Annotated in this window: 17 protein-coding genes, 1 tRNA gene and 2 pseudogenes; 5 read left to right on the forward strand and 15 right to left on the reverse strand. The window is 57.4% G+C overall.

The annotated features are described in order from the left end of the window. Positions 1–2342 precede the first annotated feature (2342 nt). The 4 genes from AACP59_RS03260 to AACP59_RS03275 form a co-directional block, all read right to left on the reverse strand. Complete coding sequence (locus AACP59_RS03260) at positions 2343–3167, reverse strand: ABC transporter permease (protein ID WP_339349837.1); 825 nt, start codon at positions 3165–3167, stop codon at positions 2343–2345. Between the two features lie 5 nt (positions 3168–3172). Further along, positions 3173–4114 (reverse strand): ABC transporter ATP-binding protein, encoded by a 942-nt coding sequence (locus AACP59_RS03265; RefSeq protein WP_339349838.1) that lies wholly within the window; start codon positions 4112–4114, stop codon positions 3173–3175. 187 nt (positions 4115–4301) lie between these two features. Beyond that, complete coding sequence (locus AACP59_RS03270) at positions 4302–4439, reverse strand: hypothetical protein (RefSeq protein WP_339349840.1); 138 nt, start codon at positions 4437–4439, stop codon at positions 4302–4304. Between the two features lie 843 nt (positions 4440–5282). Continuing rightward, complete coding sequence (locus AACP59_RS03275; protein WP_339349841.1) at positions 5283–5918, reverse strand: hypothetical protein; 636 nt, start codon at positions 5916–5918, stop codon at positions 5283–5285. A gap of 63 nt (positions 5919–5981) precedes the next feature. Here AACP59_RS03275 and AACP59_RS03280 point away from each other — a divergent pair. The 5 genes and pseudogenes from AACP59_RS03280 to AACP59_RS03300 all read left to right on the forward strand — a co-directional run. Continuing rightward, positions 5982–6961, forward strand: a pseudogene (locus AACP59_RS03280) (Abi family protein). Between the two features lie 874 nt (positions 6962–7835). Further along, the gene (locus AACP59_RS03285; protein ID WP_339349842.1) at positions 7836–8465 is read left to right on the forward strand and encodes a TetR/AcrR family transcriptional regulator; all 630 of its coding nucleotides are present in this window, start codon (positions 7836–7838) and stop codon (positions 8463–8465) included. 151 nt (positions 8466–8616) lie between these two features. Further along, complete coding sequence (locus AACP59_RS03290; RefSeq protein WP_339349844.1) at positions 8617–9318, forward strand: ABC transporter ATP-binding protein; 702 nt, start codon at positions 8617–8619, stop codon at positions 9316–9318. 190 nt (positions 9319–9508) lie between these two features. After that, a complete protein-coding gene (locus AACP59_RS03295) occupies positions 9509–11947 on the forward strand; it encodes an ABC transporter permease (RefSeq protein ID WP_339351145.1) in 2439 nt (812 codons plus the stop codon). Positions 11948–12704: 757 nt separating this feature from the next. Further along, a pseudogene (locus AACP59_RS03300) lies at positions 12705–12986 on the forward strand (GNAT family N-acetyltransferase); the annotation flags it as partial. A gap of 226 nt (positions 12987–13212) precedes the next feature. On the opposite strand, the gene AACP59_RS03305 reads toward AACP59_RS03300, so the two are convergent. The 11 genes from AACP59_RS03305 to AACP59_RS03355 all read right to left on the reverse strand — a co-directional run bounded on the left by AACP59_RS03305 (position 13213) and on the right by AACP59_RS03355 (position 26106). Then, a complete protein-coding gene (locus AACP59_RS03305) occupies positions 13213–13338 on the reverse strand; it encodes a hypothetical protein (protein WP_339349848.1) in 126 nt (41 codons plus the stop codon). Between the two features lie 1048 nt (positions 13339–14386). After that, positions 14387–15640 carry a macrolide family glycosyltransferase gene (locus AACP59_RS03310; protein ID WP_339349849.1) on the reverse strand — a complete coding sequence of 418 codons (1254 nt, stop codon included), beginning with the start codon at positions 15638–15640 and terminating at the stop codon, positions 14387–14389. 494 nt (positions 15641–16134) lie between these two features. Next, positions 16135–16305, reverse strand: coding sequence for a helix-turn-helix transcriptional regulator (locus tag AACP59_RS03315; RefSeq protein ID WP_339349850.1), 171 nt, complete (start codon positions 16303–16305; stop codon positions 16135–16137). Positions 16306–17245: 940 nt separating this feature from the next. After that, positions 17246–17319, reverse strand: a tRNA-Arg gene (locus AACP59_RS03320). 126 nt (positions 17320–17445) lie between these two features. Further along, positions 17446–19866, reverse strand: coding sequence for an alpha-xylosidase (gene yicI, locus AACP59_RS03325; RefSeq protein ID WP_339349852.1), 2421 nt, complete (start codon positions 19864–19866; stop codon positions 17446–17448). Next, positions 19867–20724, reverse strand: a complete 858-nt coding sequence (locus tag AACP59_RS03330) for a carbohydrate ABC transporter permease (RefSeq protein WP_297316764.1) — start codon at positions 20722–20724, stop codon at positions 19867–19869. It abuts the gene before it with no gap. Positions 20725–20727: 3 nt separating this feature from the next. After that, positions 20728–21699, reverse strand: a complete 972-nt coding sequence (locus AACP59_RS03335; protein ID WP_370465959.1) for a carbohydrate ABC transporter permease — start codon at positions 21697–21699, stop codon at positions 20728–20730. Positions 21700–21859: 160 nt separating this feature from the next. Continuing rightward, positions 21860–23176, reverse strand: coding sequence for an ABC transporter substrate-binding protein (locus AACP59_RS03340; protein WP_297316763.1), 1317 nt, complete (start codon positions 23174–23176; stop codon positions 21860–21862). Between the two features lie 139 nt (positions 23177–23315). Next, entirely contained in the window at positions 23316–24140 is an 825-nt protein-coding gene (locus AACP59_RS03345) for a substrate-binding domain-containing protein (RefSeq protein ID WP_339349854.1), read from the reverse strand. Further along, complete coding sequence (locus tag AACP59_RS03350; RefSeq protein ID WP_339349855.1) at positions 24025–24441, reverse strand: helix-turn-helix domain-containing protein; 417 nt, start codon at positions 24439–24441, stop codon at positions 24025–24027. Before AACP59_RS03350 ends, AACP59_RS03345 begins: the two co-directional genes overlap by 116 nt. A 483-nt stretch (positions 24442–24924) precedes the next feature. Continuing rightward, positions 24925–26106: a glycoside hydrolase family 1 protein gene (locus AACP59_RS03355; RefSeq protein WP_297316761.1), complete on the reverse strand. Its 1182-nt coding sequence runs from the start codon at positions 26104–26106 to the stop codon at positions 24925–24927. Positions 26107–26175 lie beyond the last annotated feature (69 nt).

A 26175-nucleotide genomic window follows, 5' to 3' on the forward strand; every position in this document is an offset into this window, starting at 1 on the left:
GATGACATTGCCTGCGACCAATCTCCGCAGGAACCTGATAGCAAGTATGGGCACAAAAGGCCTCCCCATCACAGCATGGCCCGGACAGCGGATCAGGGGGGGGGTATGGCCTTACCGATTCTACCCATCCAGGATGTCTCGGTACTCCTGCTGGTCTTCCGCGCTGAGCGCAGGTAAACACCTGCTCCCGTATAGACGACCCCGCTATCCAAACTACACGGACCGGTGTCAAAGAGCGCAAGACAGAAGGTAATCCAGCAAATCAGACCAGATACCTCATCTTGTCACCGACTCAGCATAGCTGTCGGAATCAACAACGAGTTCTCACCTTGTCAGAGCTGCAGCTATACCTGTCGACAGGCAAAAAGCCACCGGGCTCTATGTCCGGTATCATCTATCCAGCTCCTCATAGGTCTCGAACCCGTTTTTCCGGTTTACCCGTTTTTGCTCAATGACTAAGTACTACGCTCATCCTGTTTCTCCCAATGTTGGTATTCGTCCAAAAACACCTCATAAGTGACGTGACCGATAGCAAGGTATCAGGTCACCGGTTTCACAATAACCAGGTGCATGCCAATCTACCGTAAGAATTCAATTGTGACTCGGTATGCGCACACCGAGTGCGAAGCGTTCCATCAGCGCTAGGCCGACGGCAAATGGAAGCGGCAGGTGAAGAAGACACTCATCTCGGGCTGGGAGGAAAGGCATTGGCTGGGTGAAGAACGCGAAGAAATCAATATACAGCAAGGTCTACCGGAAAACTACGTTCAGCCTCCGAAATCACTTCAGCCTTGCCTCGATGGGGCTTTGCTTTTACGGTGACTTTGTTACCCGAATGTCACACAAAACCGTCTTCCGGGTGTACGGCCGTGGGTAATGGAAAAGCCCTGTAGCCTTTGTGGCTGTAGGGCTTTCGTGTGGTGAACCAGACAGGATTCGAACCTGCAACCTGCTGTTGAGAAGGCTGCTGTACGTGTACATGCTAGCTGCCCTTAACTGTTGCTAATGACGACTGGAATACTGCCGGTACAAGCACATTCCAAGTACTAACTGATACGAGCTGAAACGGGTACGTTAGTGTATCAATGTGCCCGAAATATGCCCGGCTAGGTCAGGCTGCCCATCGGGCAAAACTCGAACTCGCTTTGCCAGGCAAGAACCAGCGACAATTGATCTTGACGCTCGCCAAGAAATACACTTCTGTCTCTGAGACCGTTGAGCATGTCCTCTACTCACCAATCAAGGCATTCTGAACTCATTTCAGATTCCACAAAAGAATGATGCTGTGGAGTACAGGCATGTCAGGATTTGAGCCCCTAGAGAGACTATATTGACGGCTACATCACAGACCCCAGAAAGACAGGGGTGGGAGCAAAGGCGAATTTGTGGACTTAAGCACCTCGACAGGTTCGGATGAGGGATGGTCCGAACTGCAAAAGGCGTTATTGAAGCAACGGTTCTCCTGCCGAAAGAGGAGATGGGTACCATTTATTCTTCCAGTGATCGCCACGCCCTTGTGGTAGATAATTCGATCTATGACTGATTGATATGTCGATTCATCAGGACATTGCGGATTGCGCGTTATATCAAAAAGCATGGAGCAAACACAATCTTGGGGTATTCCACAAATGGGAGGCGACACGCACGGTAGACCCGGTTGCAACTCGACGACTCTCCCGAGCCAATGAAGACTACAGTCTTTACGCGGAACGTCCTCTCCATGTTGGCAACATGACATGGAAAACCACTGTTGCTCTCTGCCAAGGAAGGAAAGACCTGTGGTCACACGATATTGGCGGATACGACAGCATGGAGTCCCCACTGCTGGCATTAATCTTCGCCGGGACTCTTTTAGAGCAACACGGAGGATACAGTTACTCGGGAAATGGCGAGTTGTTGCTACCTGATCCCTTGTTGTGAAACATGTTATACGAGAATCCACGAACGGTTTGCATGAGGTATGACAAAAACACACCCGAGCAATCGCACATCCTCTGTGAGCTTCACTTGAGTGATAATGACAGTTATCATGCTTCGTATGGCTGATTTGGCAACAATTGCATCACTGAAGACAATTGCAACGGTACGACTCCCGGCACCATACGACGGTTAGACCACATAACGCTCAAGAGCCACAGCCATGCAGATCGCAGAGCGGAAGCGCATCCAATACCAAGATACGGCACCAGCAATGGAAAACCTGCTGAAACGCCAATCTCCATTGACAGCGAAGTGCAGACATCTGAAAACTCTTATTGCCAGTAATGAAACACCGCAGTAATGCATATGAAGGATGAAATTCTGCGGTGCAGTATCTCAAAGAAAGGTATTTCTGATCCCTGTCAACGACCGGACCGCACGTCCCAGCGGAAGAATCTGAGGGAGACGACTACCGAGACCAGCAGCCAGACGCAGCAGACGGCCAGGCCCGGGGAGACCAGGATGCCCAGCCCCTGGTGGGTGCCCAGGTTCATGCCGTTGGCCGTCATGGTCGCGTGGGCGAAATCCTGCCCCAGCCACATGGAACGCATGGCATCAGCCAGATATCCAACGGGGAAGACCTGGCTGATGTCCCGCAGGGATGCGGGGATGATCCAGGCGGGTTCGAAGACACCGGAGAGGAACATGAGGATCAGGGTCGGCACCAGGAGCATCATCTGAGAGGAATCGGCTGAGGGGATGAAGGCTGAATAGGCCACACCGATGACGGTGCAGAGGACGGCGCCCAGGAGAGCCACCAGGATCGTGCCGGGTATGTTGGCCGGGGCCTTGAGCCCCAGGAAGAAGACGGCGGACAGGAGCAGTATGGCCTCGCAGATCAGGGAGATGACCAATCCCGACAAGGCGTAACCGAACAGGACGGCACCATCGGATTCACCCCTGAGCCGGATCCTCTTGAGCAGACCGGAGTCGCGCTGGGAGGCTATGTCGCCGGCGACCTTGATGAAACCGCCCATGAGGACCACGTAGGAGGTCAACCCCAAGGCCAGCCAGCTCCGGAACTGGACGGAGACTCCACCGCCCAACGGCAGGGTCTCGTCCTTATAGGCCAGGCCGAACAGAAGGGCCAGGACGACGGGAAAGGCCAAGGTGAAGAAGACCGTCTTGGAGTTGCGCAGAAAGCTCAGCGTCTGCAAATGGAACTGGGGGAGAATGGTATTGTTCACGAGCTTCAATCCTTTGTGACTGCCAGGGCGGCTTTGGACTCGACCAACGACGAATACACGGCTTTCAGAGAGGGTTTTTCCACACGCACATCACGAAGCTCCCATTGCCGCTCGAAACACATGCGATACATCGCGGCCAGATCTTCGGCGGGATTATCGGACTGCCACTCCAGGCGACCTTGCCGGTACACGGCACCGCGGCCGGCCGGAAGGATCTTCCCCAAGCCGTCCATGATCTCGGGGGCGGCGGTTATGGAGCTCAGTCGTGGAGCGGGAACCGAGGCTGCGAGTTCGTCCACGGTGCCGGACGCGGTGATATGACCATGATTGATGACGCTGACCGAATCCGACAACGCCTCGACCTCGTCCAGGTAATGCGTGGTCAGGAGCACGGTCGATCCGCTGTCGCGTTGCTGGCGGATGATGTCCCACACGTTTTCACGGGAAATGGGGTCCAGCCCGGTCGTCGGCTCGTCAAGGACGATCAACTTGGGATCGCCGTACAGGGCGATCGCTATATCCACCCTACGGCTCTCGCCTCCCGACAAGGAACTGAGGGGCCTATCCATGAGGTAGGACAGGTTCACCCGTTTCGCAATTTCCTGCACATCCTGCTTCGTCATCGAGGGGATGTAGCGCCGCCAGCTGAACAGGATGTCCTTCACCTTCATGCCCGTGGGAAAGCCGGCGCTTTGCAGGACTATGCCGATGTTCGGACGCAACTGCCTGGCGTCGGCTATGGGATCGAAACCAAGCGTCCGAATCCTCCCTCCCGCGACCCGCCTCGCCCCGGTGACCACATCGACGAAAGTCGATTTCCCGGCCCCATTCGGTCCGAGCAGACCGATGATCTTCCCGGTTTCCGCGCGGAAAGTCAAGTCGTTAAGCGCTGAAAAATCTCCGTACTTGACACTGACCCCTTCGGCCTCAATGGCATAATCAGGCATAATATGGCCCTCCCAATTGTGTGTGATTCGAAGTCGGCAACCATGCGGCAAAGAGCGCCCGTAACCGCCATCCAAGGCCGTGTGGTTGAATAAATTCCGGTAAGCCACACATGGTCTGAACGCCGCGCAGCAACTCCCCCGTCGCTGCGACACCCATTGAGTCTTCCACGGCGGTTTCCAAGCACCGTCACAAAAGGCTCATGAGCCAGGACCAATTCCCGATAATGAACACCAGCACTCCCCCACCGATAAGCACGACCCGGCGGATAATCTTCTGCTTGCGCTTCCGCTGAAAAGCCAAAGCCTCACGTTCTTCATCTGTCATGACGATGCTCCATTTCGCCAGAATCAAGAACCCCAAATTGATAAGACTTGCCCAAGCACAGAGCTTGTACATTGCATCGCAGAATACTCGATACAAGTTCCTTATCCGAGTCAGAGTCCACACTCTGAACAGCATGAACTCAAGTGAACCGGAAGACTGCAACCTTTATCCCTTAACTTGAATCTGAAACCCGCAGAATCGCCACTTAACCATGGACAGTCGGGCATTTTCAAAACAACCAGACACATTCTGGCCTTGCAGACACACATCAGGAAAGAGCATAAAGGGAATTGCGGAAAACAGTCATCCCATACCGACCGATGGCAATGAAGACGGTGCTGCATTTTTAATTAGCCAACTTCATCGCGCATGTTTTCTCTTGTCTCTCAACAGATTATTTAGATCTTCCATTACTCGCCGGTTTCCGCCGGAATTCCGCATGTCTTCGCCGAACTGCTTTACATTTGTTGCAATTGATTGATCCCCCAGGACATCAGAAGCCGTTTGTCTCAGTGAGGTTCCATCGATTGCTTTGCGGTCCAGGACTGTGCCCAATCCCAGTTCAGCAATTCGTGCTCCTACTGCAGGCCGGTCGTCTGCCATGGGGACCACCACCATGGGCACCTGATAATACAGGGCCTCATCAGCGCTGCATACCTCCATGGGTGATAAAGAGATCGGCTCTATCAAGAACAGCCAATTGATCATCAGATTGATGGATATGCATGTTCCGTGGAACGGGTCATTTCTTTGCTGCAGATGTAGGGAACTCGGATTACATCAAGGCTCGTTTCATCGGTATAAGCCTTCAATATCTGTACTCTGGTCTCGAGTTCAGGCTTTTCACGCAATCGCATGCAGCCCCGTTTTACGGAAACTCAAAGACAAAACAACAGAAACAATACCAATAACTGTTTTACAGCGGCAAGGGTCAAAGCGATTCCTCTGTCCAAGAGCTATACTCACCAGTTCCCGTAAACCAACACAATCAGACCATTCCTTAAGGAATCCCCCTTCGATTACCGACTTCACAGTGTGCTGATCCACTCTCCATGCGTTGCTTTCACGCACGAGGCCTAGATCCATGAGGACATCGGTCACGAGTACCGCAGGTGAAGCATTATCGCCTTGTTTGACAGATCCATAATCAATGCTCTTCTCGATCGTTTCGAGATTGGTGTTTCCGAGCTTGTCGCAAAATTTCTTCTCTATACGAGCCATGCCTTGGAAGGTCGCGTATTTGTCTGTCAAGTTATGATCGCTCTCACGGTTCGACCAGTCCAGCGAGATCTCGGTGATCGGCAACAATCGGAAAATCGAGAACGCCATCACCCGGACCACGGCCCTGCGCCTGGTAAAGGACGACACCCCGTTCAGCGTCGTGTATGCGGAGCCTAAGCCGTGAGCTGTAAACCAGATGCGTGGTTTTGCGCTCGGCGCCGGCATGATGTGAAAAGTATTCTTGTTAGAAGCCGCCACTGCCTCTACTGCCTTTCGGGGTGGAATGCATACTATGGCGGTGCTTTTTTGCCTGGAAGGGGCATGGCATCCACAACCGTAGCCAAGCTGCCCCCATACCCCAACCACCCGTACCACAGCTCCACGGACCTGGCCCAGCTCCTTGTGAACAACGGGCTGACGGGTATCGGCGCCCAGGACCTTGCCGGGTGCATAGACCTGGTCGGATACTACCGCATCAAGGGCTACTGGTATCCGTTCCTCACCCCCGTGGCGGGCGGCAGGAAACGCAAACTGCCCTTCCTGCCCCACACATCCTGGGATTCCATCTGGGAACGCTACGTGTTCGACCAGGAACTGCGCACCATCGTCTTCGATGGCATCGTCAGCATCGAGGTCCACCTCAAAAGCTACATGGCATCAGAACTGGCCAAGGCCACGGGCCCGTTCGGCTACACCGTGCCGGATGGCCTGCCCGGACTCAGCCCCGAGGAACACGGGAACGCGATCACCAATATCACCAGCGACTACCAGCGGTCGTCGCTGCCCCAGCTGCGGCATTTCAAGAGCACGTACTCCGGCTGCCGCCCATCTGGATGCTGGTGGACTGCCTGTCCTACGGTGATTTCAAGAAGATCTTCTACAAGGGCGCCGACCCTTCGATCAAACGGCAGTTGGCATTGCAGCTGGGCATCATGCCCAACAAGCCCGGCGTCAGCAACGAGAAACTGCTGCGCGGCTGGCTTGAGAACATTCGGATCGCCCGCAACAAGACCGCCCATCACGACCGCTTCTGGAACTGCATCGACCCCAAGATGACACCCATCAAGCCCAAGCTCTACCCCAACGACGCCACTTGGTGGGGCAACCAATGGGAGCCCTTCCGCCGGCCGGAGTCAAAAGGCCCGGCGGGATTCCTGACCATGGAGCACTACCTGCTGAACCAGCTGGGCAACACCTACTGGCGCAACAACTTCGTGGGACTGATGAACCGTTACCCCAGCATCCCCCTGAAACACATGGGCTTCCCGGACAACTGGCGGACACTGCCCATCTGGCAGTGAAGCCTCCCCCGGCACAGGCCGCCATCGGTTTGTTGGAAGCACTGAGATCTTGTCCCCTTCTTGTTGCTCTATTCATTCGGTAGCGCGTGCACCAACAGCACACTATCAACCCCCACCATCCCTCTATGCAGGCCCGACTTTGAGGTGCAAGCTGTTTCCGGTCGCCGCGCGACCGCAAGCAGTGCGGCAGCAGGATGGTCGGGCTGATCCAGCTCGGCGGGGTTCGGGGCGGCAGCCCCGTAAGAGCAGTCAAGGCCAAACAATGTCATGCCATGGATACCTGGCTAGCGTCAAAACTCGCAAGATTCGGCAACGGCCACGGAAAGCGCCGAGACAAGCAGCCGACCACTCCGGTAACGAAATCCTTCTTTTGCCGATTCATCGCCGGCACACCGGCTAAACCCGGGAAAGGATCGACAGCAGAAGCAGCTTTCCCCAAAATCATGAGTACCGCAGAAGACGATTAGCCCGATGTTCCCTGTGGCGCTCATGTCGATAGCAGCATCTTGATTCTCGATAATGCAAGATCCCCGAGAGCCATCTCTGAGCAGCTTCCATCAGAATCTCAGCCAATCGTCCAGATTCGATACTCGTTCATGTGCCAGACTCAGCAGGGCTTTCCCTGCCGAGCAACCTGCCAACCCTTCGATGTGCGACCGCTTCGCCGAGCCTGGCCTCGACTCCATGCCGTCCGATCCGAGCGACACGGGAAACTCTCGACGCGAAAAGGAGCCCCCTGATTTCCCCCGTATGCGCCGGAGACCTTTGAATCCAAGGCGATAGCGCGAAGCAACTCGCCGTCATATTTCGTATTTGACAAGAATAGAACGGCGTTCTACAGTCAATCTCTAGAACATGTTCTATAATGGTTTGCATGACAGCGAGAAAGAAGGATAACCTCAGGAAGCGCCAAGAATTCATCGACACGGCCACTGAGCTCTTCGGACAGTATGGTGTGGACGGCACGTCGCTACGGGATGTCATCAAGGCGTCCAATGGTGGCAAGGGGGTCTCCCCCAGTGTGTTCTACTACTATTTCGATTCCAAGGATGATCTGATTAACGCCTGCATGGACAGCTATATTGGGTCCTATGCCAGGTCCATCATCGCGGTGTTTGACGATGACGGTCAGAGTACTCAAGACATGATCGACAACGTTCTGGTGTGCGTGGGACAGGCGTGGGAAGATCTCAAAGAGTTCTTCCCCTCCGCCAACGAACGGGAAGATTGGGTAAGCAGGTTCGACAGGCTGTTCGTCGATGCCCTGCTGTCCAGCATCACGCCCAGCATGACCCAAGCCCTGGCCAAAGCCTTGGATCAGGGTGACCTGCCGGTCACCCAGTTGAGTCGGCAGGTGGGGCCCGGCGGTTTGGCCGCCCTGCTCTGCACCGGCACTTCGACCATCTGCCGGCAGCTGCGGGACCCGGTTTCGCAGTCCGCCCAGCAGGTCGAAATGCTGGTGGGCACTTTTGTCCGGCAACTGCTGGGATTGGTCCAGGACTAGCTTCTCCCGAGGTGACAAGACGGCGACCGTGGTGAATCACCCGCGGCACGACGGCTGCTCCTTCCCACTCCTTTCTTGTAAACCTGCACCACAGGCAGGTCGAGATGACCCGTGAAACAGCGGTCGCGGCCCAAGGAAAGGAACAGGACACATGTCCTACATAGAAGCGCGCGGTCTCAGCCGTGCCTATACGGCCGGAGACACCAAGATACAGGCTCTGGATTCGGTGGACTTCACCATCGAGGACGGGCAGCTGACCATCATCCTGGGCCCCTCGGGCTCGGGCAAGAGCACCACGCTCAACATCCTGGGCGGCATTGATTCCGCCACCTCTGGCTCCCTCATGGTGGACGGGCAGGACGTCTGCCAGCTCAAGGAAAAGGGCCTGACCCATTACCGGCGCACCCAGGTGGGGTTCGTGTTCCAGTTCTACAACCTCATTCCCAATCTGACCGCCTTGGAGAACGTGGAGCTGACCGCCGGGCTGAGCGGCGACCCCCTGGCGCCGGCCCTGCTCCTCGAATCCGTCGGTCTGGCGGACCGGTTCAGGAACTTCCCCTCCCAGCTCTCCGGCGGCGAGCAGCAGCGCGTCTCCATAGCCAGGGCCTTGGCCAAGAACCCGCGCTTGCTGCTGTGCGACGAGCCCACCGGGGCCCTGGACAGCGAGACCGGCAAGAAGGTGCTGATCGTGCTGGCGTCCATGGCCAAGCTCAACCACAAGGCCGTGGTCATCGTGACCCACAACGCGGCCATCGCGCCCGCGGCCGACCGGGTCATCCATGTGCGCGACGGCCATATCCTCAAGATCGAGGACAACCCGGCGCCGGTGGACATGGAGTCCATCTCATGGTGACCCGCATACTCATTAAGGAAAGCACGCACGACGCGCGCAACAAATAGGCACACTCCCCCTCCCCCTTCGTGATGGCAGCGCTCACCATGCTGGTATTCGCGGGCATCACCTGCGCCAGCCACGCCATGCAGCGCCACTTGGACGACGTGGCGCAAGACAACCTGAAACCACTAGATATGGAGTCCATCCCATGGTGACCCGCATACTGATCAAGAAAACCCTGCGCGACATCCGCAGCCAGTGGGCGCAGTTCCTCTCCGTCTTCGTGATGGCCGCGCTCACCATGCTGGTGTTCGTGGGCATCACCTCCGCCGGCTACGGCATGCAACGCTCCCTGAACGACTACAACGCCAGCAGCGCCCCCGCTGACGCCTGGCTGACCGGTAAGGACATCACCGATGACGACCTGGACGCCATACGCGGCATGGACACCGTCAGCCAGGCGCAGGCCGGCATCACCACCAGCGCCAGCATCAAGGACACGTCGGAGGGCCACGACGACCCCAGCGTCGAACTCAACGCCGTGGACCGGGCGGACATCCCCAAGCTCGACCGTATCGAAGGCTCCGCCTTCCGGGCCGACCAGACCGGGGACGCGAACGACGCCAGCGCCCCCAGGGACATCTGGCTGGACGCCGACCTGGCCCACGACCGTGGATGGAAACCAGGCGACGAGATCGACCTGACCATCCGCGGGCACGCGAGTCACTGGCATGTGCAGGGCCTGGTCCATTCCTCCGAGTACCTGTACCCGGCCGACCCCGACACCTCGGTGCCCGACCATAGCCGCCTCGGCTTCGCCTACACCGGCCTGGATTCCCTGCAAACACCGCATCACGCGAACTCCTATTCGACGGTGCGCCTGCGTCTGAACACGCCGTCCGGCGGGGACAAGGACGACAGCGTGCGGACGCTGGAGGACAATCTGCGCACCCGCCTGGGAGAGCGCTTCGTGAGCTTCTCCACCCGGGACTCCAGGCCGCAGACCAACTCCCTGCAGAGCCGGATTGATAAAGTTGTCAAGATATCGGCCTTGTTTTCCGCCATATTCGCCTTGGTGGCTCTGTCAACCATGCTCACGTCCATCACCCGGCTGGTCGGGGTCCAACGCCTGCAGATCGCCGGCATGAGGGCCCTGGGAATATCGAAGAATACCCTCCGCCTCCACTACGGCAGATACGGGCTGCTGGTCTGCGGCCTGGGCGCCGCCCTGGGATTCGCGATCGCCCCGTTCACCGTCAGCAAGGTCCTCCTGCACGTGTACGAGGACAGCTACTGGCTGCCCTCCTGGCAGGTCAGCGTCAAACCGGTCTCCTGGATGGTACTCGCGGCGCTCGTCGCGATCTGCTTCCTGGCTGCCGTCGCCGCCTGCGGGTCCAGCCTCAGGCGTGCGCCCGCCATGGAGCTGAGCGACACCTCAGCCCAGTCCAACGGCAGCAACCCGCGCCCGCTGATCGAACACTGGTCCGCCCTATGGCGCCGCATCCCCGGCAACTGGCGGTGGACCCTGCGCAACATGCACCAGGGGAAGCTCAGGACCCTGATGGGCTTCCTGGGCTCACTGGGCTGCATGGTCCTACTGTGCGCGGGCTTCGGAGCCCAAAGTGTGGCCCAGGGCATGCCGGACATGCTCTACGGCGGCCAATACAGCTACCAGACCAAGGCCACGATCGACCCGAACGCCACCCGCGACGACACGGCGACCAAGCAGGTGCAAGACCGGGTCGAACACGCCATGGACCCCTCCACCAGCGCAGCCAGCTCGGACAAAGACCGGAACGGGCAGGTCCAATGGGTCGAGGAACGGCCCATGGAATACCGCGATGACACCAGCCAGAGCGCCATGCTCAACGTGGTGGGCCCAGGCTCGTACATGGCCATACACGACGACCAGGGAAAGGACATCGACCTCGACCAGGGCGCCGTACTGACCAAACAGGCCGCACAGGCCCTCCACCTCAAAGTCGGCGACGAGCTCTCCTTCCGCACCTCGTCCGGCAAGGACTACCTGCGCATCCCCATCCAGGCCATCGCCTACGCACCGGTCAGCCAGGGACTGATCATCTCCAGGAGCACCTGGACCGACACCCTCGGGCAGAGCTTCACGCCCACAGCAGCCCTGCTGGGCCCGCAGGCCAAGGATCAGAACATCAAGGACGTGGACGGCGTTCTGCGGGTCACCGACTTCGACCGGCAGAAGGACGGCCTGACCCAAAGCATCTCCTCGTTCACCGGCATCTTCGCCATGCTCAAACTGGCGGCCCTGGTCCTGGGCCTGGTCGTGCTCTACAACCTGGGCGTGCTCAACTACTCGGAGGAGGAACGCGAGTACGCCACCATGAGGGTCCTGGGCTTCAAGCGATCCGAGATCCGCTCGTCGGTGCTCAGGGAGAACTGCTCGCTGGCGGTGGTCGGCTGGCTGGTCGGCATCCCCGCGGCCATCGCCTTCCTCAAAATCTACCTGGGAGCGGTCGCCTCGTCCACCCTGGCCTTCGACCCCAAGCTGTCATGGACCGACCTGAGCTGGGCCAGCATGATCACCCTCGGCTGTTCCCTGCTAGTGGCCCTGCTCGTCAGCCGCCGGGTCAAGCGCATCGACATGGTACAAACCTTCATGTCCGGCGAATAGCCAACCGGCAGATAGAGCCACAAGAAACGTCGCCCTGCTTCACGCACGCAAACCGCATACGTGAAGCAGGGCGACGTTTTTCGCCTTCCCGGTGCACTCCTGCCCGCACTTCCGATAACCCGACCAGCCAAGGCTGCTCGCCAACGTTTAAGCAAGGAAAAGCATGCACCAAGATAGGAGCCTTTAGTCCATGCTCAGCCCGTCACGCGGACACGGGGGGAGGTGTTCGCTTCGACGCACATGCAAAAATCCTCTTGTCGAAACTCCCATTTCACGAAAATGTTTATGCACTCTAGTACTTGTGCTTACAAAACTCCACTGATCAGTAATCAGCCCCGGGCTGATAGACAGCGCCGTCTTCGAGGCAATCAAAGATTTCCTGCAGGTAGGGTTTCAGAACCGCGTCAGGCAGGGCGCATACAGCCCCGAAAGTACAGTCTTTAGACTTAATGGATTTCATTATTGAAGGCGGGCGGCCGGTCATCATCCTCGGCCCTCGCCGATACCCCAATATCCGCTATAGCTGTGTGTCGCCGTGAACGTGAAAGTGAGAACAATGCCAATTAGACCGCTGCAAGATAATGAAACCGCGTTGCTGGATGGTTTTCTCTAACACGCGATTTCCCAGCGTCCAGGAGATGAACCTCTTCCCAAAAGCATCATACGAGATCCAGATATCAGCGTCCGCACCGATGGTTTTGGCAAGTATGATGATGATTATTGTCTGGCCTAGAAGGAGGCAGGGTGCGTATCAGGGGCCTGCTGGGTACGCATCATCAGCGGTTGTGGGAACATTGACAACGCTACTTTCGAATTTGCAATATCGGTCCTGGCGGGATGTCGAAACAGAGGGATTGGTATGCAACCCATGCAGGCAATGCTGGAATGGCTAGGCATCGAACAGCGATATCGTCGTGTCAGCCTGGCGGTGCAGCGGGATAACCATGCAGTACTGATGTACGAAAAAGTTGGTTTTGCCTCGTGGACAAAAACGAACAAGGATTCATCACGGCTCAGGATCTTTCGCAACAACCGTTGATTCAGGCATGTTGTGTGCATTGGTTTATTCGATAATGCAGCACGTACCGAACCGCACAACTGCTAGTGGACAGAGCTCACAAGTAAGCAAAAAGAGGAAACAGCGAGCATCAAGTGAACACAATGGCGCTTCTGTTCAATAAAGAGCAGAGGCGCCATGCAAGTCTTGGTGCCCTTTCTGAGACACACTGCCTATCAATATGTCCTCGGCAGAGAGGTACCGCCGGTCAGATTGCGATATCCTGGCCGATCACCTCCACCACCTCGCCGGTGCGGTTGGGCCATAGGTCCGCGTAGGTGTCCAGGGTCTCGGTGGCCGAGGCATGGCCCAGGACTGCCTGAAGGGTCTTCACGTCCGCGCCGGCCTTGATGGCCAGGGGGGTAGGTGTGGCGCAGGGAGTGGATGACCAGGCCCTCGATATCCTTCATGCCCGCGTACTGCAGGGCCGGGGCCCACACCCGGTTCCGCCAGTTCGCGGTGTTCTGCCTTCCTCCCCAAGGCCCGCGCAGCAGGTACTCCTCCGGACCATGCCCCTCCAGCAGGGCCTTGACCCTGGACAGCAGCTGGCTGGGTATCGGCACGAACATTGAGCCTGCCGCGCAGCTGCTACTGCTGGCATAGAAGCCAGGGACCGGCACGCCAAGCGAAAGCCTCCAGACACATCGCGCTCGAAGAGCGGTTCCGCTCGGTGTTCGAGTCCAACTGGCGCTCGTACGGCTACCGTCGCCTCACCGACACCTTGAAAGCAAGATGCGCGGAAACCTCGGAGGGCCTGGAGCGTTCCCTGATGCGCGAGCTGAACATCCACCCCGCCCCCCCCCCGACTGAAAAGACATAGGAGACACAAATCCTACCTGGGCGAGAGCACACCAGCGGTCAGCAATCCACCTGGAGCGTAACTTCCTTGCCGGGCGGCCGGGAGTGAAACTCCTCACGGACATCACCGAGTTCCGTGCCACGGACAGTAACTCTACCTCTATGCCATCGTGGACCGCTACGACAGTATGCTCATGACCTGGACGGTGGACGAGCATCACAACCCAGCGCTGGTCGCTGAATCCAAGCCGATCATCCACTCGGACCGGGACTGCCGCTACCGGTGGCCCAGATGGATAACCTCGATATAGGCCAGCAGGTGGACCAGATCGATGAGCGGAAAGGGCTGCCTGTAGCCAGGACAACAGCGCCTGGGAAGGGTTCTTCGGACGCATGAAGAAGGGGATACTCCACAACCGCGGCCAGACCACCATGACCGGCAAGCCCGAAAACCGACATCGACGACTACAACGGCTGGTACAACACGACCCGCATCAAACACTCCCTCGACTCCAAAAGCTCCAGTCAATACCACAAGGCGCAAAAGCCGCTAACCAAAGACACAACGGCACAATACCGCACCCCTACTGTGCGCGTTTTATCTTGTCTCTCAACAAATTATTTAGATCTTCTACCACTTTCTGATTCCCGCCAGAATTCTGCATGTCTTCGCCTATCTTCTTTACATTTCCTGCAATTAATTGATCTTTTAGGACATCAAAAGCCGTTTGTCTGAGCGAAGTTTTATTGATTGCTTTTCGGTCCAAGACTTTACCCAATCCCAGTTCAGCAATTCGTGCTCCTACTGTAGGCTGGTCATCTGCCATGGGAACCACCACCATGGGCACCTGATAATACAGGGCCTCATTAGCGCTGTTCATACCTCCATGGGTGATAAAGAGATCAGCCTTATTAAGAACAGCTAATTGATCAACAGATTGATGGATGTATATGTTCCGTGGAACGGAACCCAATTTCGTTCGGTCAAAATTTTTACCAACCGATAAGATTACCGTCACATTTTGATCCGCGAATGCCCCCACTACCGCCTTATAAAACGGCATAAAAGTGTTGAAAATGGTTCCCAGCGACGCATAGATTATAGGCCTTTCTCCATAACTTTTGAGCTCATTATCCAGGTTTGTATCGCGTATTTCCAAGTCTCTACTATCCAAAGAAGGGCCTATAAATTTGAAATTCTTCTCCGGGAACGATGCACTATCTAATTGAAATGCCCGAGAGGTATAAACGTATGTAATTGTAGGATAATTATCAACCATCTCCGTAATAAAATCAGATGATTCAATACGCTTATGCCTTCGCATTGAAAGAGACATTGCTTTTACAATGGGAGGAAATTTCAAAAGACTTGTTACATGCAGCCCACCTGTATTAGATAGTTTCGTGAGAATGGAACGGTTGTACGCAAACGTAGAAGAGAGACGAATAGAAGGGACACCAATCTGGTCGGCGAGGCATTTCCCTGAAAGTAACAAGCTCTCGTACAACAAAGCATCGTACTGACTCTCAGAAGCTAGGCGACGGCCCGTATCTATTGCATAGACCCCGCCACGCAAGCTCTGCACGGTATTCGGATACTCAGGGTAATGGTCGTATGGCACAAACAATGCTCCAGATTCTTCTATCTGATCCTTCCATCTAGGATCGCATACATACGTAACCGAATACCCAGCTTTCACTAAAGCTCGTGTTGTACCTAAGGTTGGATTGATGTGCCCCTGATAAGGCATATTCAACAGCAGAAGGTTCCCCCTGCAAGATGATGTATCCAAACTATTATGAGAAGGTTTCGAACTAGTCTCTTTAGCTATTGTCATGATGCTGCTTTTCTCTCTTTATCGGAGTCCAGGCTACTATATAGTCGGCATTGAAGTACTCTGGATACTCTGATTATTGTATATGTGATATTTCTTCCTTGTAATGAACCTCTGCTGTCTTTCGGGTTGAATCAATTCTAATAACACGGAAACTCTTGGGCTTACCATGCAATCCGCCAACTGTTTTTGCTGCTGCTTCCTTAATGGCCCAACATACGGTTCCCCAATATGAACTTGTCTTGTCTGTTGCCTCTACAAGATGTTCATTGATATGGATGTGGCTTGTTGGATCGCTGTTCGCTGGTGTGGAGGGTGTGGGGTTGTCGCTCTGGTGTGGTGTAGGTTGTCGGTGGGTGTGGGTGTGGTTCCTGTCGGTTGTCGTTGGTGCTGGTGTTGGGTCGTGTGGGCTGGCTGGTGTGCTCTGTTTGGGCATGGTGAAGCGCCCGTGTCTGGACTGTTGGGTTCAGACGCGGGCGCGTGTGCTCGGGCGGGTGTCAGATGAGGTCTTCTATGGCGCAGTCCAGGGCTTGGGCGAGGCGGTGGGCCACGGCGACGGTCACGCCTTCGATGGAACGTGAGCCTGATTCCAGGTCGCTGTTGCGGTTGGGGGTCACGTGGGCTTTGTCGGCGAGTTCGGCCTGGGTGAGGTGCTGGGATTGGCGCAATCAGCGCAGGCGTGTGGCCGGGGCCGCTGGGCGGTGTGGCATGGTCGTCCTTTCTGTCCGCCGCAGCGCCGGCCCGGGCACCGGGCCTCCCGCTCGTGGCGGGCGGCCCTTGCGGGCGCGTTTACCATCCCTCCGTCGAGCCCTTGACCGTGCCCGCCAGCCCCTGCTGCCCACAGGTCCGCCACCTCGCTCAACGGCCTGAGGGGTCCATGGGATCCGTGTACCGGTTCGAGCGTATCCGGACCTCGATCTCGGCCATGAACGCCTCGGCCTCGGCCCGGTAGCGGAAGAGCTTTCGCCGGCCGTGCCGTCAACCCTCCAGCGCACCTCCCAACGTGCGCCTTGGCCGAAGTCCTTCGATCTGAATTCATCGGGCACCTTTGCCTTCCCCGGCTCGTCGGCGTACATCGCCAACGATCGCTTCACGGATGACGCAGGCTCCACGTACCTGCCGTGCCCATCCTCCATCGTGTCCTGGGCGGACTTCAACCACTTGTCATGTATCCATGCTTTTGCCTACCAACCTCTATGCGTCAGACAACACCCCGTTCCCAACAGCGAGAACCAGCACCAGCCCACAGCTGCGCGCGCTGACGCAAAAGAACAGGTATGAGCGAAACACGGAAGACGACGAACGAGAATCCGGCCGCGACGCCGGACAGGTCACTGACGCCGGCCGAGGCGGCCGAGATCGTGGCGCACGATACAGGGTGAGCACCCTGAACGCCTGGAGGTCACAGAGAACCGGGCTTCCGTATGTGCTATATGGCGCCTGGTCAGATACCGGCCCGGGATGTGGCGGGCCCGATACGCCGCAACACGGTACGGCCGGAGTGAGCTGGAGGGGGCACCCTGCACATACGATGTGCCCGAAATGTGCCCGATTCCGAAAACAAGAATGGTTCCGAGACCGTGAAGCCTTGGAACCAATGCCTTCTCGTGCGCCAGACAGGATTCGAACCTGCAACCTGCTGATCCGTAGTCAGCTGCTCTAATCCATTGGGCTACTGGCGCATGTCATCGTCAACAATCTCTTGTTTTCGACAACTCATATATATTACCGCATTTGACGTGGGCGTCCAGTCTGGTGTGTCGCTGCAGTCCGATGTACATGGACTGCAGCGACAGACGGACGCTTGCCTATGCGACGGTCAGAACCACACGCCCATTCTGCGAACGCACACCCTCGTCCCTGCCCAGGCAGCCGGTGAAGTCACGGCCGTCGGAGGAGGCGATGGTCACCTGATTCCCATTGCGCTCGGCGGAGAAGACGACATCGTCGCCTGCCTCGTCCCGGACGCGGGCCTGGGCCTTGCCGTCCTGGGCCATGAAAACGGAAACCGTGGCATCGGTTCCATAGGCGTATTCGGTGCTGGCCTGACCCTCCCGGGTTACCAGGACGGTTCCGTCTCGAATCCAGAGCGGCACGGTATCGAAACCATACCGCTCGCTGATCCAGCGACCGGCCTGGCGGCAGTCCTCCTGCCTGCCGGTGAACCAGTTGGTCCACACGCCCTTGGGCAGGTAGTAGTCCACGTCTCCGGAGTAGGAGAAGACCGGGGCCACCAGCAGGGAGGGACCCAGCATATACTGTCGGTCGCAGTCAAGGGCGGTACGATCCTCGGGGAACTCCATGAACATGGACCGCATGACCGGCAGACCATCCTCATGTGCCCCGAGTCCCACCTGGTAGAGGTAAGGCATGAGCGATATCTTCAGCTTGGTGAACTCACGCAGCACACTGACGGCGGTCTGGTCGGGAGGATTGACCACACCCCGGCGCTCATCCTCCTGGTCGAAGAGCCAGGGCACCCGATAGACGGTGGAGCCGTGCAGACGGGAGTGGGAGGAGAGCAGACCGAAGGCGATCCAACGCTTGTAGACCGCTGGATCGGGATGGGCGCCCTCGAAACCGCCGATATCGTGGCTCCAGAAGCCGAAACCGGAGCTGGCCAGGGAGAGACCGGCCCGGAGGGTCTGGGCCATGCCGTTGAAGGTGGACTCACAGTCCCCGCCCCAGTGCACCGGCTGCTGCTGCCCACCGACGGTCGCCGACCTGGCGTACAGGCAGGCCCGTCCCTTGCCACGGGTCTCCTCGATGGCCTCGAAAACCGCCTGGTTGTACAGCTGGGTGTACCAGTTGTGCATGGTGGCGGGATCAGACCCATCGAACCAGACCACATCCGAGGGGATGCGCTCACCGAAATCGGTCTTGATGGCATCGACCCCCTGGTTCAGGAGGGTCTTTATCTTCTCCTTGTACCAGTCGCGGGCCTCGGGATTGGTGAAGTCCACCAGGCCCATGCCGGCCTGCCAGAGGTCGGTCTGCCAGATGTCACCGTTGGGTTTGCGCACCAGGTAGCCTTTGGCGGCACCTTCATCGAAGAGTGCGCTTTCCTGACCGATGTAGGGGTTGATCCAGGCGCAGACGTGCAGGCCCCTGTCCTGGTGGAGACGACTCAGGGTTCCCTCGATATCGGGGAAGAACCGCTTGTCCCACTGGAAGTCGGTCCAGTGGAACTCGCGCATCCAGTAGCAGTCGTAGTGGAAGACGCTGAGCGGTATGTCCCTCTCGGCCATGCCGTCAATCATGGAGGTGACCGTCCGCTCATCGTACTTGGTGGTGAAGGATGTGGTCAGCCACAGACCGTATGACCAGGCAGGAACCTCGGCGGCCCTGCCGACCAGGGCGGTGTACCTCTCCAGAATCCGCTTGGGATCAGGCCCTGCGATCAGATAGAAGTCGATGGTCTCGCCCGGCACGCTGAACTGGACGGTCTCGGTGTTCTCGGTGGCCACCTCGAAGGATACATGCCCTCTGTTATTGACCAGGACACCATATCCGTTACTGGTCATGTAGAAGGGGATGTCCTTATAGCCCTGTTCGCTGGCGGTGCCGCCGTCCTCGTTCCAGATGTCGACGGACTGGCCGTTCTTCAGATAGGGGCCGAACCGTTCGCCGAAGCCGTAGACCCGCTCCCCCACACCCAGGCCGAGCTGGATGGAGGTGAAGACCGGCGACTCGTCATAGGCATTGGCCGTGGGGGAAACACCGAACTCCCCGACCGGCTGGGTCGACACCGCTGCGTCGGGTTCAAGGAGGAACCTGGCCATGGACTTGCCTCGGGCATGGGTCAGTTCCCTGTCAGCGCACCTGAAGGTCATATCGAAAGTGCTGCCCTTGGTCACGGTCAGGCTCAGATCACCGCTGTCCAGGCGGACGGTGGCACCCTCCTCGCCGACCTCACCATCGCCGGGGCCCTGGGCTCCGGCGCTTACAGTCCCACCGTCCGAATCCTGCTCATTGACCGGGAACCCGGGGCAGACCCTGCTGCCCTTCCAATGCGATGCCCGGACACGGATAATGCCCTCGGCCGGCGATGAGGCATGGATGCGGAAGATCGGAAGATTGAGTGTATCCGCCCTGTCATGAATCACCTGCGTGGTGGCCAACACATCTATGCTCCTGCCATCATCGCCAACCGATAGTTCATAGGGCGAACGGGCATACAGCGCCTCGACCCCGGGTCGAGCCAGCCAGTATCCATTGGTGAATTTCATTTATTTCACTGCTCCTGTCGTGATGCCCCTGGAGAGGGTGCGCTGGAAGATGAGGTAGAAGATCAGCGTGGGCACGATGCTGATCAGTGAGGCCGCCGCCGTGGTGGTCACATCCATGAGCCTGTCCCCGGTCAGGGAGGCGATGGCGATCGGGACGGTCTGCTTGGCGTTGTCGATCAGGAAGGCCATGGGAATCATGTACTCGTTCCAGGTCCAGATGAAGAAGAAGACCAGCATGACGCTCAGCGTGGGCGTGGATATGGGGAAGACGATGTCCTTGAGCACCCTCCACCTGCTGGCACCGTCGATGGTGGCTGCCTCCAGGATGGCCTTGGGGAAGGTGCCGTAGACCGAGGAGAGCAGGTAGGTGCCGAAGGCGCTCTGTATGACGGTGAATATGATCACTATGGCCCACTGGGAGTTGTACAGCCCCATGCTCTTGAACATGATGTAGAGCGGGTAGAGCAGGGCCTCCTGCGGCATCATGTTGGCCAGCATGATCAGGAGGACGATCCAGCGCCGCCCCCTGACCCTGCCGATGCCGAGCGCGAATGAATTCAGCACGGAGAGGCCTACCGCCAGAACCGACACCAGTCCGCTGATCCAGATGCTGTTCCAGACCTTCTGGGGGAACCTGACCCTGGTCCAGAACTTCTCCAGACCGGCCAGACTGAACTCGCTGGGCCATGAGAGCGGGCCTGATGCGTTGTAATCGGCCGCGGTCTTGAAGGCGTTGAGGAGAAGGATGAAGAAGGGGAAGAGCATGATCAGCCCGCCGATGATCAGCAGGACCAGAATGGCCCAGTCTCCCACCGTCCGGTTCTTCCTTGCCTTGGGAAGCGTGGTATGTGCACTCATGTCTTACTCCTCATCCTCTTTCTCAACCCGCTGCTGAAGGTTGGTGAAGACAATCGATATGACGATGATGACCACCGTCAGGGCCGTTGCTATGGCCGCTCCGTACCCGACCTGCTGGGACTGGAAGAACTGGGTATAGGAGTAATAGGAGGGCACGATGGTGCTGTCGCCAGGGCCGCCCTTGGTCAGCATGTATACGGGAGCGAAGACCTTCAGGGCGGCGATGGTGCAGGTCAGGGCAACCACGAAGATCTCGGGCTTGATGGCCGGCAGGGTGATGACCCTGAACCGCTGCCACCAGTTGGCCCCATCCAGGCTGGCCGCTTCGTACAGTTCCGGATCGACCCTCTGCAGCCCTGACATGAAGATGACCAGCGGATACCCCAGCTGAATCCAGATCATGATGATCATCAGGAATATCAAAGCCGTATCAGGCGATCCCAGCCAGTTGTGCTGGAAGCGCCCCAGGCCCATTCCTTTCAGAATGGCATTGAGGGCACCGTTCTCTGGCCGGAAAATCCAGCCCATGACCAGGGCGGCCACGGAGATGGGCAGGAGCTGGGGGAAGTAGTAGATGGCTCTCATGGTCGAAGCGGTCTTGGCACCGAAGCGTTTCTGCACCACGTCGAACACCAGAGAGGCCAGAATCAGACCGATCAGGATGGGAATGACCACCATGGCCACGATCATCCAGATGGAGTTGCGGAAGGAAGCCCAGAAGGTGGCATCCCTCATGAGTCTGGACCAGTTATCCAACCCGATCCACTTCGGCGGACGTATGCCCCGGTAGTTGGTGAAGCTCAGATAGATGTTCCAGATAGCCGGCACGATGATGATCCAGAGCAGGACCACCAGGCCTGGTATCAGATACCACCAGAAACGGTTAGACGGATTACCCGGTATCCGGGACATCCCACGCTCTTCGTCGGTTCTGGCGGAGACCGATTCGGCGCCTTTCTTTCTTCGAGATCCCATGTCTCACTTCCTCATACACAAATGATGTCCGGGCGGTGTCCCGCAGGACCGGGAATCCACTTCCTCAAGAAAGCAGGTCCGTTGACCGGTGCTGCGAGACCATCCGGTGAATAAAGCCAGGCTCGGATTGACTGATCGGGCAATCCGAGCGTTCTTGTGATTACTTCTGCTTCACGCCTGACGTCTCAACACCCTTGTCGTACTTGCCTTGGAGTTCCTTGAGTACGTCCTTGGGGGCCTTGGTGCCGTTGACCAGCTCCTGCAGGCCGGCATTGAGCTCGTCATAGAGTGTGGAGGTGGGCCAATCGGGATAGTACCCCAGACGGTCATCCTTGATGACCTCGTTGAACCCCGATATCAGTTCCTTGCTCTTGGGGTCGGTTATCTTATCGGCATCCGCGGCGATGGGCAGGCCACCGGAGTTGCCCATCAGGTTCTGGTTGTCCTTGGTCAGGGTCATGTTGATGAACTCGGCAGCGGCATCCTTCTTCTTGGAGCGCTCGGGAATGACCCAGATGTTGCCTGATCCGCCAGGGATCTTCTTGGACTCGGGGAAGAGACCGACCTGCCACTTGAGGTTGGGAACATCACTCTGGAAGCGTCCGAACCACCATGATCCGGAGAAGAACATGGGGTAGGTGCCCTTCATGAAGTTCTGCCCGGCATCCTCGGCCTTGAGACCGGTTGAATCCTTGCTGATGTATCCCTTGTCGACCCAGTCCTTGATGGTGTCGGTGGCGTAGGTCATGGCGGGACCCTCCCAGTCAACCTTGCCGTCATAGCGCTGGTAGGCGTTGATCAGCTTGGTATCCGCCTTCTGCAGGACCAGCTGCCACCAGAGGTGCTGCAGAGGATACTCGGCCACACCCTCGGACAGCGGTGTCACACCGTTGTCCTTGAACTTCTGCATGGCTGCTTCCAGCTCGGGCATGGTCTTGGGAATGGCGATGCCGTACTTCTCGAACATCTCCGTGTTGTAGTACATCATCACCTCCTCGCCGTAGGTGGTGATGCCATACCAATCACCGGATCCCATGACGCCCTTTTCGTCATACTTACCGGGGGCGGCGAGTGAGCCGGTGATCTTCTTATCCCAGTTGTACTTCTTGACGTAATCGTTCAGGCTGGACAGCAGTCCCTGGCTCGAGAGCAGGCCGGCCGTGGCGTTGCCCTTGTTATACTCCATGACATCGGGGGCATCGTCGGAATTCAGGATCTGGCTGGCGTTCTGCCTGATCTGCTCGAAGGTCTTCTTCTCGAAGTTGACCTTGACGCCGGTCTTCTTCTGGTAATCGGCGATGGCCTGCTTCCAGGCCTTGCCCTGTGCGCCGTTGTCCTCCTCGTAGTACCAGATCTTGATGGAATCAGGGTGCTCCTCCTGGGCGCTGTCACTGCCGCCACAACCGGACAGGGATGCAAGTCCCACGAGACTCGCCACGGCTGTCAGCGCCGCCATGATTGTCTTAGACACCTTCATAGGAGTCCTCTCCTTTCGGCCTCATTGCTCAAGGGTCATCCGCGATGAATAACCAGTACTTAATTTATTCATTGCACTATCATCGGCCGACTATTTCGACAATTTTCGACAAGTCGTTGCAGTGGAAGATACGGACCGTTCAGCCTCTGCCGGAAACCGGGCCGACCGATCCTCGGCGAAGGTAACTCGAAGGAATCAGCTCAACCGCCCCGAGATTGGATTCACGCCCTTCAAGACGGTCCATGAGCATGTCCACTCCGCGGGAGCATGTCTTGTTGGGCTGCATGGGAATCTCATCTATGGGCTGTTCCATGACCGAAGCGTTGCCGAAGGTGCTCAAGGCCAGGAGCGATACATCGCCGGGAATGGACTTGCCTCGTCTGAACAAGGAACCGATGACGTTATTCATGTGGCTGATGTTGGTTTGGGCCATAATCGCCGTTATGCCCGGGGTCTGCATGTAGGCTGAGGCAATGACCTCCTCCACGTGCACTGCGTCATCACCGGTGGAGTATCGGAAGTCCAGGTGCATTCCCAGCACCTTTGCTCGCGTTTCAACGGATTCCCTGGTCCGGACCAGGAAGTTCGATCCTTGGCGGTAGCTTTCCTCACTGGCTCCGATCATGAGCACATTCCGATGCCCCAACCGGTAGAACTCATCAATGGCCATCCTGCCCATGGCTTCGAAATCGGTATCCACGGAAACAAGGTCCGCATGGTCCTTCGCGCAACCGATAGAGACATAGGGCACCATGGATGTTCGCGCATGAGCCACTCGCTCATCGTCGGTATTGACGTCCAGCAGCAGTACCCCGTCGACCATGCCGCTGTATGACATGCGCAGCAGTTCATCCTCCTCGTTTTCGTCCGTAAGCAGCACGACGTTGTAGTGGTAGCGACGCGCCCTGGCCACAACCGCGAAGAAGAACGCGGCATAGTTGCTGTAGTCGGTGTAGCTGTGCATGGGGGAACTCAGCGCCATCAACCTGGTCCGGGCCCCCCTGGCGCAGCATGGCGGCTCCCCGCTTGGGACGGTAATCCAGGAGACGAACAGCCTCAAGAACCTTCAACTTGGTCTCATCGCTGACTCGTCGTTTTCCCGAGAGGACATATGAAACGGTGCTGATGGAAACTCCGGCTTCGGCGGCGACATCCTTGATCCCAGCCACGAGACCTCCTGGAAAAAGGGGAAGTAGGCATGACCAAATATAGCATTGCTTATCCGCGGCCCAGGAAAGCCGCTCCGAGACGGTGAAACAGGCCATCCCGTCAATACGAATGGCCGAGGGTCAGATTTCAGCCGTATCCGATAACCGGAGCAGGTATTCAACATTGCCATGGACTCCGGTTATGGGCGATGACACCCGCCCCTGACCCCGAAACCTGATTCCAGGACACGCCTGGTCAACCGTTCCACGGCCTGGACAAGGCGGTCCTCTCCTCGTTAGCCGCACCGTTTGCGGCTGGCGTCCAGCTTCGTGTGTCGCTGTAGTACGGGGGGAAAACGTCTCAATTAGTCGAACCAGACCACAGTTCAAATGCAGAACACGAATTGATGACAGCATAAGCGATCAATTCGGATTCATGCCTCTGCAGAAGATCCGGACCGGAACAATGGTCCTGACTGGTCAGACCCGATGCACTTCCCGGCGGGAACCAAGGCTTGGGGATATCGACAATCCAAAAGCAACCAACCCATCGGCAAACAGACAATCCACATACAACCTGCTTCCCGGATGGTGGACGACTCAGGGATGGCTCAGCACACCGGTTTGCGCAACTCTGCCCAACCACTTCATTGAGGGTTTGGGAACCCTCTTGAAGGTGTCGGGATCACATGAAGCCAAACCAAAGGTGGGTCTAAACGAACCCCATTCGTAATTGTCAAGCAAGGACCAATGCAGATAGCCCTGCACGTCTATTCCATCGTCCATGGCCGTATGGAGCCCAGCCAAGGCATCATAGGTATAGTCGATGCGCCGAGAATCGTCACCTGTGGCAATGCCGTTTTCGGTAACCACTATCGGAACGTGGCCAGTCACCTCCCAAGTATGGCGGACTGCGTGTTCCAAGGATTGGGGGTAGTACTCCCAGCCGGTCAGAGTACGCTCCGCACCGTCGACGACGGGCAGGGGCCCTTCTGGTCCGATGATGGTCCGCAGATAAGCCTGGACACCGACGAAATCATCTCCCTTGGCTGCCTCCGTGAATATGTCCTCACGAGGATATCGGTACTCCTCCATCTGGCGGGTGCATCCCGGAGCGGCCTGGAAATCCTGGCAGGCAATGGTCCAGCCGGAACGGATGGCGTCCACCTCGGCAAGAATCTCCCGAGCTCGGTCATGCGCCCGGATCAGCGATTCGGAGATCACAGGATCCGGAGAAGGCAATTGGGAGGCGGCCATGTTGGATCCCTGCGAACCTCCCCGTGTCAAGGCGACCATATTGGGCTCATTGATGGTGCAGACCCAGGTCACACCGTCCAGAATAGGGAGAACCCTGGCCACATAGCGACCAAACAGATCGGCTGAATCCTCGGACCTCCATCCTCCGCGATGGGCGAACCAACGCGGCAAGGTCATGTGGTTCAGAGTCACTACAGGAACAACATCCCGTTCAAGGCAGACCTCAATCATCCGCCGGTAGTGCAAGAGCTGAGCCTTGGAGAAGAACCCCTCCTCGGGCTCAATCCTGGCCCACTCCAGAGAGAATCGATAGGCACCCAGACCACCTTTGACGATCAGGTCAATATCATCCTCGTATCGGTTGTAACTGTCCAGGGCATCCCCTGAAGGTTCGGCCAGGTCGGTATCATCCCGATGCTCCCGTTCCCACCAGTCCGAGCTAACGTTGTTGCCCTCCACCTGGTGGGCAGCGGTTGCTGCACCCCAGAGAAAATCCTGCGGGAATGAGTAAGTTGACCGTTGCATTGGCAATGGTGGACCTTTCTGTGACGGAACTTGATGCTGCTGGTTCAATAAAGACAAAAATCACGCCAT

Source organism: Bifidobacterium indicum (genome assembly GCF_036987015.1).
Lineage (GTDB): Bacteria > Actinomycetota > Actinomycetes > Actinomycetales > Bifidobacteriaceae > Bombiscardovia > Bombiscardovia indica.